The sequence below is a fragment of the Pseudomonas chlororaphis genome, from assembly GCF_001921865.1.
GTDB classification, from domain to species: Bacteria; Pseudomonadota; Gammaproteobacteria; order Pseudomonadales; family Pseudomonadaceae; genus Aquipseudomonas; species Aquipseudomonas chlororaphis_D.
Genome location: NZ_MSCT01000009.1, coordinates 151236 through 165514, shown reverse-complemented (window position 1 = coordinate 165514; position 14279 = coordinate 151236). Strand labels below are relative to the sequence as shown.

The following is a 14279-nucleotide window of genomic DNA, read 5'->3' as shown; positions in this document are numbered from 1 at the left end:
GTGAATGGCTACTTTCGGCTGAAGCAGACATTGGATTTTGTGATTTAAATCGGGCCTCTTGATTGCTCGCGCATACCTCGTTGCTTTACTGTCTGTTCGTTTGGCGTAATCACCGCTCTACACTCAGGGCACTGAGGGGGGACAAATGAACAAGGATCGTTATGCCCAGCGAGCGGGAGTACGAATTGCGGTCTTCTGGCGCAAGTTTTCCTGGAGGGCTCTCTCAGTGAGCAGCCTCCGCCACGAAGGAGTTACAGTCGGAGCTATCGCATTCATTGTGCCGTCTGCCTTGGTTCTCGTGCTCCACGCGCATGCCACTTATTTCCAGTGCTGGAATGCCCCCAGGCAGAAAAGCCGATTTACGCCTCGAAAGGGACCTACAAGAAAGATCAAGAACGCCTCAAGGCATCAATCAAACGCTATCTTGATTTAAGGATTCTGGATAACTCATGGCAAATAAAAAAATATTAACAATTGGGTTGTCGTTGGCTGATGAACAAGCTGAATTTTGCGAGTTTGACTCTGATACTTCTCTTTTGGATTGGGATATAATACTTTTTAAGCCAGATATCAACGAATATCTCTATAGGCGTGAAAGTACTTTTGAAGGGAAGCCATGTCTATCGGACGATCAATCATTCAAACTGAGAGCACAATCGGAGCATTGGCGAAGAGAAATAAAAGCAGCTATTGAGCATGGAAAGTTAGTACTAGTGTTTTTGAGTGAACTGACCCTGCTAAGTATTGCAACTGGAAAGAAAGAATACTCTGGAACTGGCAGAAATCAAAAGGTGACAAGAATCGTAACTGGCTATGATAACTATCAGTCGATCCCGTTAGGTCTAAAGCCAATAACCTCAAAAGGGAAGGAGATAAAACTTTCTGCAAAAAACTCTGAATGCATATCTTCCTACTGGCATGAATTTTCAAGTGTTTCATCGTACAAAGTTATTATTGAAGGTGAAGTATCACCATGCTTGCTAACCAAACATGGTGATAAAGTTGTAGGTACTATTTTTAGATCGAAAAACTCTAGTGGTGCCTTGTTATGCCTTCCTGATATTGACTTCTATCCCGAGTCGTTTTTCATTGACGAAGAGGGTGGAGAAAATGAAGGCGATTGGACGTCAGAAGCAAGGCAGTTTGCATCTCGGATGATAAAATCGATTGTTTCGATGGAGAAGTCTCTGCGATCTTCTGCCGAACTAACTCCAGAGCCAGACTGGGCAAAAGATATCAAATATAAATTAAGTCAAGAAAAACTAGCATCTCAAAGCCTCCTAAAAATAGAACGAAATCTTGAAGTAATTCAAGCTAAAAAAGAGGCCATAATCGATGAAATAAAAGACTTGGGAAGGCTTAGGAATCTTTTGTTCGAAAAAGGTAAGCCGCTAGAACTAGCAATTTTAGACGCCCTAAAAATAATCGGATTCGAAGTGTCGCAATTTGATAATGGCGAATCTGAGTTTGATGCTGTTTTTGAGTCTAAGGAAGGCAGGCTGATTGGAGAGGCTGAAGGTAAAGATAATAAAGCTATAAATATCGATAAGCTTCGGCAACTGGCAATGAATATACACGAAGATCTTGAGCGGGACGAAGTTAGCGAGCCTGCAAAGGCAGTGCTATTTGGTAATCCATACAGATTACAATCAATTGATGAGAGGCCAGAGCCATTTACATTGAAGTGCATTTCAGCTGCATCTACAAGCTCTACTGCCCTTGTATTTACTCCGGACCTCTTTCTTGTTGCTAGGTACCTGAAAGATAAACGTGATGCAAAATATGCAGCTAAATGTCGGAAAGCTATATTAACTGCCATAGGAAAAGTTGATTTCCCTGATGTGCCAAAGGAAGCAGTTACAGAAGACGAGCTACCTAAGAACGATGAAGCATGACAAACATTACACGATAAAAATCCAGTGAACGCGGCATTAGGTGCACTAGGTATCGCTCCGCAAGTAGTTTGGGAGTTTGCCGGTGATAATTGTTTCGAAACTTCTATCCTTACACGTTTTCGGGAGTGTTGTAGATCGGACAACGGTTACTTGTCCACCATGCTCTGCGATAGACAGCTTCTAGCTGGAAGCGGACCAGCCATGGATCTCTGTTTTTGGCCGATTAGAGTCGGTGAGGATCGGCAATTCATGGCCCGAAGCATTAATTCTGTGCCTGTACAAACCAGGGCAGCTCACTTCCTCGAATAGGTGAATCGCCAAATCCCATTTTTGGATTTGACCATTTTTAATTTGCTCTATTGCCAAGGCTTATCATTTGAGTCATCTTTTTGATACATCTGCACGACCTCAATGAAAACAACATAGGTAAGCTACTTGAAACTCAATGATGTAATCAAAGACTGTATTCGCCTTAAATTGAATGGATTTGCAACCGACACTGCAATTCAGAGTTTCGGGGGGAATCTTCTTGAAGAAAAGCGCCCCGCTTTAGCGATTGAAGTTTCAACCAAAGAAATCTTGCTTTGGATGATGCAGGAAGCAACGAATGTTCACATTTATATCAGCGCAGGTGTTTTTTATATGAACGCACTGTATGAATCTAATGAACGTTTTCCTGCTGCTAGAATTTATTTTATGAAAACGGAAAACCTTCTATTGGTTGGCAAGATTGGTGTCTATATAGAACAGCACGGAATCAAGCTCAGCCCAGTGAACGATGCCGACTTCTCAATACTCATTGATGATGCTGGGTATGCACAGCGCTACGAGGCATGGCGTGAGAGATGGAACACCGACGCTAGATCATTCGATGGCTTACTCGGAGGACGCCGCGAAAATACTGCCATAGATCAGGGTATCTGGCTGTCTTCAGACGGGCGATGCTTAGTTTGTGGCGTAAAAACCGATCGTATGGCGACCAGTACTGTTTGGGGGGAGTCAGGAATGATGGTTGGTTTTCAGCTTTGTTTGACGCACGAGGCCGAATCTCAAAAACAATCGACTCTGCTTGACTATCTCGCTAAGCATTTAGGGGGAACGGTTATGTTCTCAAATACGCGCCCACGTACCGCTGAAGAAGCACTTGAGCAAACCTGTGAAACTCTTAAATTAAAACTCGAGTGCACTATCACGAAGGTGGAAGATCGAACTGTAACTGCTCGTAGACCTTCCGGGATTACCGTAGTCGTTAGACAACACTCCCCATCAAATTATGCATATAACATCCTGAGCCCTGAAGGTAGACAGCTGTCCAGAGTCGACTCAGCCAATCATCACAAAGTACCTTACGGCCCAGATCACGTACATTCCGACCTGAGTAAGTCTAAGAAGAATATCGTCGAGGCAAGTTTCACATATGGCGACGTAGGACTGGATGTAAAATTACTTTTAAAATTAATCCAAGAGGCTGAGAGTAAATTTTCAAGCAATCAGGGAGCGCCTCTCCAATGCCCTTAGATTGATAGAAACAATTTTATGCCCGCTTTTGCCCAAGAGCGGACGCCCCTCAATCAGATACCTACATTACTCATCAGCATTCAAGAGCCGAAAAATAGTTCAAGAACGCCCCGTAAATTACAACCGTGATTAGGGTAAGCGGCTATCATTAGCCGCTCAAGATCAAGAGAGTGCTTCAGGAGTTGCCCAGCTCAGAAGTTCGCTGGCGTATTCGCACTAATAATCTCCGCCTCATCCTGCCCAATATTCCGAAACTTATGCGGCAACGTAGTCGGAAAATAATACCCATCCCCCGGATTCAACACGCTCACCTGCCCATCCACCGTCAACTCCACGGTGCCACGGGTCACAAGCCCGCACTCCTCCCCTTCCGCATGCACGATCGGCTCATCACCAGAGCTGGCGCCTGGAGCATATTGTTCGCGCAAAAAGCGCATCTGGCGGCTTGGCAGTGCGGCGCCGATCAGCAGCAGGCGGGCGCCGTCGCGGCCGAGGTCGGGTTGTTCGTTGGCGCGGAAGACGTATTGGTGTTCGCGCGGGGGCTGGTCGAAGGTGAAGAAGTCGGCCAGGGACATGGGGATGCCTTCGAGCAGCTTTTTCAGGGAGCTGACGGAGGGGCTGACGCGGTTCTGTTCGATCAGGGAGATGGTGGCGTTGGTTACGCCGCTGCGTCGGGCCAGCTCGCGCTGGGACAGTTTGTAGCTTTCGCGAACGAGTTTGAGTCGGGTGCCCGTGTCCATAACAGCCTTATGCGAGAGGAACTTAAGGGTATTCGGCGCTTGGGTCGCGGTTGTCGCGATTTGGGTGCCTCTGGAGCCTGAAAGGCGGCTATTTAAACATGTTTGACGGCGGTGCTGTAAAGGCTGGCGATAAGGGGTTGGCGGGGATTTTACGGTGGGTTTGCGGGCCTTGGGAGGTCCTGCGGACCTCGGCGCAGCCGCGCTGGGGCTTGGCAGCGGCTACAGGTCGGCGTTGAGCCGGGGTTGGCCCCGGGTTGGGGCCGCCTGTGGCCGCCTGGGGGCTGTAGCCGCTGTCGAGCGTTAGCGAGGCTGCGTACGACGGCGCAGCCGGCGCCAAGCCTGTTTACGCGGAGTGCCTGGTAGACCGCGTTATCGTTTATCGCGAGCAAGCTGCGCTCCTACAAGAGCAGGAGCGCGGGGTGCCATGCTCTTAGATGCCAAGTCGATCGCGCAGGGCGTAGTACGCGGCGCCCATGGCGGTCAGGGGGGCCTGGAAGGTGCGGCCGCCGAACATCGGCATGTGCGGCAGGGAGGCGAAGGCGTCGAAGCGTTCGGCGTCGCCGCGGATCATTTCGGCGATCAGCTTGCCGGCCAGGTGCGAGCAGGTGACGCCGTGGCCGCTGTAGCCCTGCATGTAGTAGGCGTTCTTTTCGATGCGGCCGAATTGCGGCATGCGCGACATGGTCAGCAGGAAGTTGCCGGTCCAGCGGTAGTCGATCTTGACGTTCTTCAGTTGCGGGAAGGTCTTGAGGATCTTCGGCCGGATCAATTGCTCGATGTCGTCCGGTTCGCGGGCGCCGTAGACCACGCCGCCGCCGTACAGCAGGCGGTTGTCGGCGGTGAGGCGGTAGTAGTCCAGCAGGTAGTTGCAGTCTTCGACGCAGTAGTTGTTGCGGATCAGGCTGCGGGCCATTTGCTCGGACAGTGGCTCGGTGACCACGATCTGCGAGCCGCAGGGCATGCTCTTGCGCGTCACCCGTGGGTCGAGGTCCTGTTGCAGGTAGGCGTTGCCGGCGATCAGCAAATACTTGGCCCGGACTACGCCCTTGGCGGTGCGCACCACATTAGGTTCGCCGTAGGTGATTTCCACCGCCGCCGATTGCTCGAAGATCTTGCCGCCCAGGCCGATGATGGCGCTGGCTTCGCCCAGGGCCAGGTTCAGCGGGTGGATGTGCCCGCCTTGCATGTCCAGCAGGCCGCCGACGTAGGCGTCGGAGCCGACTTCCTGGGCGATCTGTGCCTTGTCCAGCAGTTGCAGGTGCTTGTTGCCGTAGCGCTCCCAGCTGGCCTTCTGTTCGGCCAGGCCCTTGAGCTGCTTGTTGTTCATCGCCGCGAAGATGCCGCCCGGACGGTAGTCGCACTGGATGTCGTAGTGCTGGATGCGCTGGCGAATGATGTCGGCGCCTTCGAAGATCATGCTGCCCAGCACTTCGGCGCTTTTCTCGCCGTAGCGCGACTCGATCACATCGACGTCGCGGCTGTAGGAGTTGACCAGTTGCCCGCCGTTGCGCCCGCTGGCGCCGAAGCCGACCTTGGCCGCTTCGAGCACGGTGACGCTGTAGCCGGCTTCCGCCAGGAACAGCGCCGAGGACAGGCCGGTGTAGCCGGCGCCGATCACGCAGACGTCGCACTCCACCAACTCTTCGAGCACCGGGAAGTCGGCGGTCGGGTTGCGGGTCGCGGCGTAGTAGCTGTTTACGTAGGTTTGCATCATCAGAGTCCCCAGCGGGTACCGCCCAAGGCCGGCCCCGCCGTTGTTGTTAGGGTTAGAGCTTGATCCAGGTCGCTTTCAGCTCGGTGTACTTGTCGAAGGCGTGCAGCGACTTGTCGCGGCCGTTGCCGGACTGCTTGAAGCCGCCGAACGGCGCGGTCATGTCGCCGCCATCGTACTGGTTGACCCACACGCTGCCGGCGCGCAGGCCGCGGGCGAAGCGGTGGGCGCGGCTGAGGTTGCTGGTCCAGACCCCGGCCGCCAGGCCGAAGATGCTGTCGTTGGCAATCTGCAACGCTTCTTCTTCCGTGTCGAAACTGATGACCGACAGCACCGGGCCGAAGATCTCTTCGCGGGCAATGGTCATGGCGTTGGTCACGCCGTCGAAAATCGTCGGCTCGACGTACAGGCCGCCAGTGCTTTCCAGGGTCCGCGCGCCGCCGGCCAGCAGTTGCCCGCCCTGCTCCTTGCCGATGTCGATAAAGCGCAGCACGTTGTCCAGTTGACGCTGGTCGACCACGGCGCCGACGCGGGTCTCGGGGTCCAGCGCATGCCCGGGCTTCCAGGCCTTGAGCGCTTCCACCAGCAGCGGAATGAACCGATCGCGGATCGAGCGCTCCACCAGCAGGCGCGAGCCGGCGGTGCAGACTTCGCCCTGGTTGAAGGCGATGGCGCTGGCCGCCGCCTCCGCCGCGGCGCGCAGGTCCGGGGCGTCGGCGAACACCACGTTGGGGCTCTTGCCGCCCGCCTCCAGCCATACGCGCTTCATGTTGCTCTGCCCGGCATACACCAGCAGTTGCTTGCCCACCGCGGTGGAGCCGGTAAAGGCCAGCACGTCCACGTCCCCATGCAGGGCCAGGGCCTTGCCGACGGTGTGGCCGTAGCCCGGCAGGACGTTGAACACGCCCTGGGGAATACCGGCGTCCAGAGCCAGCTGGGCGATGCGGATCGCGGTCAGCGGCGACTTTTCCGACGGCTTGAGGATGAACGAGTTGCCCGCCGCCAAGGCCGGGGCGAACTTCCAGCTGGCCATGATCAGCGGGAAGTTCCACGGCACGATGGCCGCGACCACGCCGGACGCTTCGCGAGTCACCAGGCCCAACTGGTCGTGGGGCGTGGCGGCGACTTCGTCGTAGATCTTGTCGATGGCTTCGGCGTTCCAGCGGATCGCGTTGGCGGTGGCCGGCACATCGATGCTCAAGGAATCGCCGATGGGCTTGCCCATGTCCAGGGTTTCCAGGAGCGCCAGTTCTTCCTGGTGTTCGAGGATCAAGTCAGCAAAGCGGATCAGCACGCGCTTGCGCTCGGCCGGGGCCTTGCGCGACCACACGCCGGACTCGAACGCCCGGCGCGCCACCTGCACCGCGCGCTCGGCATCGGCCTCGTCGGTGCTGGCGACATGGGCCAAAAAGCGCCCGTCCACCGGGCTGGTGTTTTCAAAAGTGGCGCCGCTGGCGGCGTGGCAATACTGGCCGTCGATAAAGGCGCGCCCTTCGAGGGTCAAGGACTGGAAGCGCTGCTCCCAGTCACTGCGGGATTTAGTCATGGCAAATACTCAACGCAGAAATAGGCACGGCGGTCAGACCGTGTGCAGGTACCAGTTGTATTCGAGGTCGGAGATGGAGTTCTCGAACTCGGCCAGTTCGCTTTCCTTGCAGGCGACGAACACGTCGATGTAGGTCGGGTCGATGTACTTGGCCATCACTTCGCTGTCGTCCAGCACACGCAGGGCGTCGCGCAGGTTGGTCGGCAGGCTCGGCTCGCTCTGCTCGTAGGCGTTGCCTTCCATCGCCGGGCCGGGCTCGATCTTGTTGGTCAGGCCGTGGTGAATGCCCGACAGCACCGAAGCCATCAGCAGGTACGGGTTGGCGTCGGCGCCGGCCACACGGTGTTCGATGCGCACGGAGTCGGCCGAACCGGTCGGCACGCGCACCGCCACGGTACGGTTGTCGACGCCCCAGGTCGGCGAGTTCGGCACGTAGAACTGCGCGCCGAAACGGCGGTAGGAGTTGACGTTCGGGCAGAGGAAGGCCATCTGCTCCGGCAGGGTGTCGAGCACGCCGCCGATGGCATGGCGCAGGGCCTCGTTGGTCTCGGGGTCTTCGCTGGCGAAGATGTTGTTGCCCTGCTTGTCGAGGATCGAGATGTGCACATGCAGGCCGTTGCCGGCCTGGCCCGGGTAAGGCTTGGCCATGAAGGTGGTGTCCATCTCATGGTCGTAGGCGATGTTCTTCACCAGGCGCTTGAGCAGCACCGCGTAGTCGCAGGCTTTGATCGGGTCGGACACGTGGTGCAGGTTGACCTCGAACTGCGCCGGGGCGCTTTCCTTGACGATGGCGTCGGCCGGGATGCCCTGCTCTTTCGCGCCTTCGAGGATGTCCTGCAGGCAGTCGACGTATTCGTCGAGGTCGTCGATCAGGTAGACCTGGGTCGACTGCGGACGCTTGCCGGAAATCGGCGAACGCGGCGATTGCGGGCGACCGTTCACGTTGTCCTGGTCGATCAGGTAGAACTCCAGCTCAAAGGCCGCGCAGATGGTCAGGCCCAGTTCGTCGAACTTGCTCACGATCTTGCGCAGCACTTCCCGCGGGTCGGCGAAGAACGGTTCGCCCTCGATCTCGTGCATGGTCATCAACAGTTGCGCGGTCGGGCGCTTCTGCCAGGGCTCGACGCTCAGGGTGCCAGGGATCGGGTAGCAGATGCGGTCGGCGTCGCCGATGTCCAGGCCCAGGCCGGTGCTTTCCACGGTGGAACCGTTGATGTCCAGGGCGAACAGCGAGGCCGGCAGGTTGATGCCTTTCTCGTACACCTTGTGCAGGGCCGTACGCTCGATGCGCTTGCCGCGCACCACGCCGTTCATGTCTGCAATCAGCAGGTCGACGTAGAGGATCTCGGGGTGATTCTTCAGGAAGGCGTTGGCTTCGTTGAGCTGAACGGCACGCAGTGGGACCGACATGATGCACCTATGTGTTAATTATTATGTTCAAAGCGGTTACGTGGCAGCAGTCAATCCGAAAGGAAAAGTGAAGTCAAGCGCGGCAAAGCGGGCAAAACCGTTAAATATTTTGCCCTTTATCGCCGCAACACAGGCGCCATAAGGCGCCGATCACGACCAAGAGAAATATTTCGTTTAGAATTTTTTACACCCCAGTTGTCAATTAAAATCAACGAGGCTAAGCTCTGGAAAAACTCGTTCCAGCGTGAATTTCGAGGTGATAAAAATGGCATTCAAGCCATTGATCGGCGTTACTGCGTGCGTCAAAGAGATCGGCCTGCACCCCTACCATGTCAGCGGCGACAAGTACTTGCGTGCTGTCAGTACCGCGGCCGAGGGCCTGCCCCTGATCATTCCTTCCCTGGCGGACCTGATCGATATCAAGGATCTGCTGCACAACCTGGACGGCTTGCTGTTCACCGGCTCGCCGTCGAATGTGGAGCCCTTCCACTACCAGGGTCCGGCCAGCGAACCGGGCACCGCCCACGACCCCCAGCGCGATGCCACCACCCTGCCCCTGCTGCGCGCGGCGATTGCCGCCGGCGTGCCGGTGCTGGGCATCTGCCGCGGCTTCCAGGAAATGAACGTGGCCTTCGGCGGCAGCCTGCACCAGAAGGTGCATGAACTGCCGGGCTACCTCGACCACCGCGAGGCCGACCACCCGGACCTGGCCGTGCAATACGCCCCCGCCCACGCCGTTACGGTGCAACCGGGCGGGGTGTTCCAGGCCCTGGACCTGCCCACCGAGTTCCAGGTCAACTCGATCCACAGCCAGGGCATCGACCGCCTGGCCCCCGGCCTGCGCGCCGAGGCCAAGGCGCCGGACGGCCTGATCGAAGCGGTGTCGGTCGAACACAGCGCGGCCTTCGCCCTCGGCGTGCAGTGGCACCCGGAATGGCAGGTGCTGTCGAACCCGGTCTACCTGCGGCTCTTCCAGGCCTTCGGCGAGGCCTGCCGGCAACGGGCCGCGCAACGGCGCTGAGCCCGCACGCCCCAGGCTTTGCACCCCCACACGATTCACCACGCCCTGCCCCGCGGCGAGCGCACCGGTGTGCGCCCGACGTTCGGCGTGAGCAACACACGGCAAGACCACAACAACAAATAGCGTCAGGCCGCCAGGGAGGCAGCGCCGAATCAGCCCGCGCGCCCTGCAGGCTGGCAATCAACCTTTAAGCCCGGCCGCATTGGCCGGGCTGCTGACATCTGTTGGGAGTTTCACATGGCAAACGCCTCCAGCACTTACCGCAAGGCTCTGGAAGGTCACCCGCAACCGCAAAAGGTGCTGGTGAGAGTCGACCGCGTGACCAAGAAGTTCGATGAAACCGTGGCCGTGGACGATGTGTCCCTGGACATTCACCAGGGCGAGATCTTCGCCCTGCTCGGCGGCTCGGGCTCCGGCAAATCCACCCTGCTGCGGATGCTGGCAGGCTTCGAGCGGCCGACGGAGGGGCGTATCTACCTGGACGGCGTGGACATCACCGACATGCCGCCCTATGAGCGGCCGATCAACATGATGTTCCAGTCCTACGCGCTGTTCCCGCACATGACCGTGGCGCAGAACATCGCCTTCGGCCTGCAACAGGACAAGCTGCCCAAGGCCGAGATCGATGCCCGGGTCGGCGAGATGCTCAAGCTGGTGCACATGACCCAGTACGCCAAGCGCAAGCCGCATCAACTCTCCGGCGGCCAGCGCCAACGCGTGGCCCTGGCCCGCTCCCTGGCCAAGCGCCCGAAACTGCTGCTGCTCGACGAACCCATGGGCGCCCTGGATAAAAAGCTGCGCTCGCAGATGCAGCTGGAACTGGTCGAGATCATCGAGCGCGTCGGCGTGACCTGCGTGATGGTGACCCACGACCAGGAAGAGGCCATGACCATGGCCCAACGCATCGCCATCATGCACCTGGGCTGGATCGCCCAGATCGGCAGCCCGGTGGACATCTACGAAGCCCCGGTGAGCCGCATGGTCTGCGAGTTCATCGGCAACGTGAACGCCTTCGACGGCACGGTGATCGAAGACCTGGAAGGCCACGCGGTGATCCACTGCCCCGAGCTGGAACAGAAGATCTACGTCGGCCACGGCGTCAGCACCTCGGTGCAGGACAAGTCGGTGACCTACGCCATCCGCCCGGAAAAGCTGCTGGTCAGCACCGAGCAGCCCGAGCACCGCTACAACTGGTCCCGCGGCAAGGTGCATGACATCGCTTACCTGGGCGGGCATTCGGTGTTCTACGTCGAGCTGCCCGGCGGCAAGATCGTCCAGTCGTTCATGGCCAACGCCGAGCGCCGCGGCGCGCGGCCGACCTGGGACGACCAGGTGTACGTCTGGTGGGAAGACGACAGCGGCGTGGTACTGCGCGCATGAGTACCTTGGCCATGACCCTCAATCGGAAACTGCTCCGTGTGCTGCCCAGCGGTCGCAAGCTGGTGATCGGCATTCCCTTCCTCTGGCTGTTCCTGTTCTTCATGCTGCCGTTCTTCCTGGTCATGAAGATCAGCTTCTCGGAAGCCGCCCTGGCGATTCCGCCCTACTCGGAGATCTACAGCTTCGCCGAGCAGAAATTCCAGCTGCTGCTCAACGTCGGCAACTACGCGCTGCTGGTGGGCGACGAGCTGTATATCTCGGCCTACCTCGGCTCGCTGAAAGTCGCCCTGCTCAGCACCCTGATGTGTCTGGTGGTCGGCTTCCCCATGGCCTACGCAATCACCAAGGCCAGCAAGGAAACGCAGAACGTCTTGCTGCTGCTGATCATGATGCCGACCTGGACCGCGATCCTGATCCGCGTCTACGCCTGGATGGGCATCCTCAGCAACAACGGCCTGCTCAATGCCTTCCTGATGTGGAGCGGCCTGACCTCGGCGCCGATCGAGATCCTCAACACCAATACCGCGGTCTACATCGGCGTGGTCTATGCCTACCTGCCGTTCATGGTGCTGCCGCTGTACGCCAACCTGGTCAAGCACGACCAGAGCCTGCTGGAAGCCGCTTCGGACCTGGGTTCGAGCAACTTCAACAACTTCTGGAAAATCACCGTGCCGTTGGCCAAGAACGGCATCATCGCCGGCTGCATGCTGGTGTTCATTCCGGTGGTCGGCGAGTTCGTCATTCCGGAGCTGCTGGGCGGCCCCGAGACCCTGATGATCGGCCGCGTGCTGTGGCAGGAGTTCTTCAACAACCGTGACTGGCCGGTGGCCTCCGCGTTGGCGGTGGTGATGCTGGCGATCCTGATTATTCCGATCCTGCTGTTCAACCGCAGCCAGGCCAAAGAGATGGAGGGACGGGCATGAAACGTTTCGGATTTTCCAAGCTGATGCTGGTGCTGGGCCTGACCTTCATCTACCTGCCGATGCTGATCCTGGTGATCTACTCGTTCAACGCCTCCAAGCTGGTGACGGTCTGGGGCGGCTGGTCGGTGAAGTGGTACGTCGGCCTGCTGGATAACCAGCAGTTGATGGGCTCGGTGCTGCGCTCCCTGGAAATCGCCTGCTACACGGCGATCGCGGCGGTGGCGTTGGGCACCCTGGCGGCCTTCGTGCTGACCCGGGTCACCCGCTTCAAGGGCCGCACCCTGTTCGGCGGCCTGGTCACCGCGCCGCTGGTAATGCCGGAGGTGATTACCGGCCTGTCGCTGTTGCTGCTGTTCGTCGCCATGGCGCAGTTGATCGGTTGGCCGATGGAGCGCGGCATCGTCACCATCTGGATCGCCCACACCACATTCTGCGCCGCCTATGTGGCCGTGGTAGTCTCCGCGCGCTTGCGTGAACTGGACCTGTCCATCGAGGAAGCGGCGATGGACCTGGGGGCGCGGCCGTTCAAGGTGTTTTTCCTGATCACCATCCCGATGATCGCGCCATCCCTGGCGGCGGGCGGCATGATGTCGTTCGCCCTGTCGCTGGACGACCTGGTGCTGGCGAGCTTCGTCTCGGGCCCGGGCTCCACCACCTTGCCGATGGAAGTGTTCTCGGCGGTGCGCCTGGGGGTGAAACCGGAGATCAACGCCGTGGCCAGCCTGATTCTGCTGGCAGTGTCGCTGGTGACCTTCCTGGTCTGGTACTTCGGCCGTCGCGCCGAGGCCGCGCGCAAGCGGGCGATCCAGGAAGCCATGGAATACACCGCCAACGAAGCCTATCAACCGGCAACCTCACGGATGCAAGCGACGGCCTAGGCCGTCGTTTCGCGAGCAAGCTCGCTCCTACAGACATTGCACACCCCTGTAGGAGCAAGCTTGCTCGCGATAGCGCCAGACCTGACACACCACGCTCTAACCGCAATCCGCACAACAAGAAATGGAGTTGTACCGATGAAAATGCTTGGCAGGACCTTGTTTGCCCAAACCATGCTCTCGCTGTCCCTGATGAGCGCCATGGTTACCGCCGCCCAGGCCAGCGACAAGGAGCTGCGCGTCTACAACTGGTCGGACTATATCGCCCCGGACACCCTGAAAAAGTTCGAGGCCGAGACCGGCATCCACGTTACCTACGACGTCTTCGACAGCAACGAAACCCTGGAGGCGCGCCTGCTCACCGGCAAGTCCGGCTACGACATCGTGGTGCCGTCCAACAGCTTCCTGGCCAAGCAGATCAAGGCCGGGGTCTATCAGGAGCTGGACAAGTCGCGGCTGCCGAACTGGAAAAACCTCAACCCGGTACTGCTCAAGAACGCCGCCGCCAGCGACCCGGACAACGCCCACGCCTTCCCTTACATGTGGGGTTCGATCGGCATCGGCTACAACCCGGACAAGGTCAAGGCAGTGCTGGGCGCGGACGCGCCGACCAATTCCTGGGACCTGCTGTTCAAGCCGGAGAACGCCGAGAAGCTCAAGGCCTGTGGCATCAGCTTCCTCGACTCGCCGACGGAAATGCTCCCGGCCGCCCTGCATTACCTGGGCTACCCGGTGACCAGCAAGGACAAGGCGCAGATCCTCGAGGCCGAGGCGCTGTTCATGAAGATCCGGCCTTCGGTGACCTACTTCCATTCCTCCAAGTACATCTCGGACCTGGCCAACGGCAATATCTGCGTGGCCGTGGGTTACTCCGGCGACGTGCTGCAAGCGCGTTCGCGCGCCGAGGAAGCGGGCAACAAGGAGAAGGTCGCCTTCAGCATTCCCAAGGAAGGCGCCGGCAGCTTCTACGACATGATGGCCATGCCCAAGGACGCGTCCAACGTCGACAACGCCTACCTGTTCATGAACTTCCTGATGCGCGCGGACATCATCGCCGAGGTCACCAATAGCCTGGGCTACAGCAACGCCAACGCGGCCGCCACGCCGCTGGTGGACGAAGCCATCCGCAACGACCCGGCCTCCTACCCGCCCCAGGACGTGCTCGCCACCCTGTACGCGGTGCCGGACCAGCCGATCGCCATCCAGCGCGTGATGAACCGCGGCTGGACGCGGATCAAGCTCGGCAAATAAACCGTGCGC

General features: G+C 58.6%; 11 protein-coding genes. 7 read left to right on the top strand and 4 right to left on the bottom strand.

The annotated features are described in order from the left end of the window. Positions 1-449 precede the first annotated feature (449 nt). Both BTN82_RS10780 and BTN82_RS10775 read left to right on the top strand, forming a co-directional pair. Positions 450-1895, top strand: coding sequence for a hypothetical protein (locus BTN82_RS10780; RefSeq protein ID WP_075119106.1), 1446 nt, complete (start codon positions 450-452; stop codon positions 1893-1895). A gap of 435 nt (positions 1896-2330) precedes the next feature. Beyond that, positions 2331-3413, top strand: coding sequence for a DUF6516 family protein (locus BTN82_RS10775; RefSeq protein ID WP_075119105.1), 1083 nt, complete (start codon positions 2331-2333; stop codon positions 3411-3413). A gap of 191 nt (positions 3414-3604) precedes the next feature. On the opposite strand, the gene BTN82_RS10770 is transcribed toward BTN82_RS10775, so the two are convergent. From BTN82_RS10770 to BTN82_RS10755, 4 genes are all read right to left on the bottom strand, one after another. Beyond that, positions 3605-4153 carry a cupin domain-containing protein gene (locus BTN82_RS10770; RefSeq protein WP_075119104.1) on the bottom strand — a complete coding sequence of 183 codons (549 nt, stop codon included), beginning with the start codon at positions 4151-4153 and terminating at the stop codon, positions 3605-3607. A 430-nt stretch (positions 4154-4583) separates the two neighbouring features. Beyond that, a complete protein-coding gene (locus BTN82_RS10765; RefSeq protein ID WP_075119103.1) occupies positions 4584-5867 on the bottom strand; it encodes an NAD(P)/FAD-dependent oxidoreductase in 1284 nt (427 codons plus the stop codon). A gap of 52 nt (positions 5868-5919) precedes the next feature. Next, complete coding sequence (locus BTN82_RS10760) at positions 5920-7410, bottom strand: aldehyde dehydrogenase (RefSeq protein WP_075119102.1); 1491 nt, start codon at positions 7408-7410, stop codon at positions 5920-5922. A gap of 33 nt (positions 7411-7443) precedes the next feature. Then, on the bottom strand, positions 7444-8820 hold the full coding sequence (locus BTN82_RS10755) for a glutamine synthetase family protein (protein WP_075119101.1): 1377 nt from the start codon (positions 8818-8820) through the stop codon (positions 7444-7446). A 265-nt stretch (positions 8821-9085) separates the two neighbouring features. Here BTN82_RS10755 and BTN82_RS10750 point away from each other — a divergent pair, with 265 nt between their 5' ends. The 5 genes from BTN82_RS10750 (at position 9086) to BTN82_RS10730 (ending at position 14270) form a co-directional block, all read left to right on the top strand. Next, a complete protein-coding gene (locus tag BTN82_RS10750) occupies positions 9086-9841 on the top strand; it encodes a gamma-glutamyl-gamma-aminobutyrate hydrolase family protein (protein WP_075119100.1) in 756 nt (251 codons plus the stop codon). Between the two features lie 237 nt (positions 9842-10078). Next, the gene (locus BTN82_RS10745) at positions 10079-11221 is read left to right on the top strand and encodes an ABC transporter ATP-binding protein (protein ID WP_075119099.1); all 1143 of its coding nucleotides are present in this window, start codon (positions 10079-10081) and stop codon (positions 11219-11221) included. Between the two features lie 41 nt (positions 11222-11262). Next, positions 11263-12144, top strand: coding sequence for an ABC transporter permease subunit (locus BTN82_RS10740; RefSeq protein ID WP_186828384.1), 882 nt, complete (start codon positions 11263-11265; stop codon positions 12142-12144). After that, complete coding sequence (locus BTN82_RS10735; protein ID WP_075119097.1) at positions 12141-13022, top strand: ABC transporter permease subunit; 882 nt, start codon at positions 12141-12143, stop codon at positions 13020-13022. The genes BTN82_RS10740 and BTN82_RS10735 overlap by 4 nt, the downstream gene beginning before the upstream one ends. Positions 13023-13163: 141 nt before the next feature. Next, entirely contained in the window at positions 13164-14270 is a 1107-nt protein-coding gene (locus BTN82_RS10730) for a polyamine ABC transporter substrate-binding protein (RefSeq protein WP_410002804.1), read from the top strand. Positions 14271-14279: the final 9 nt, after the last annotated feature.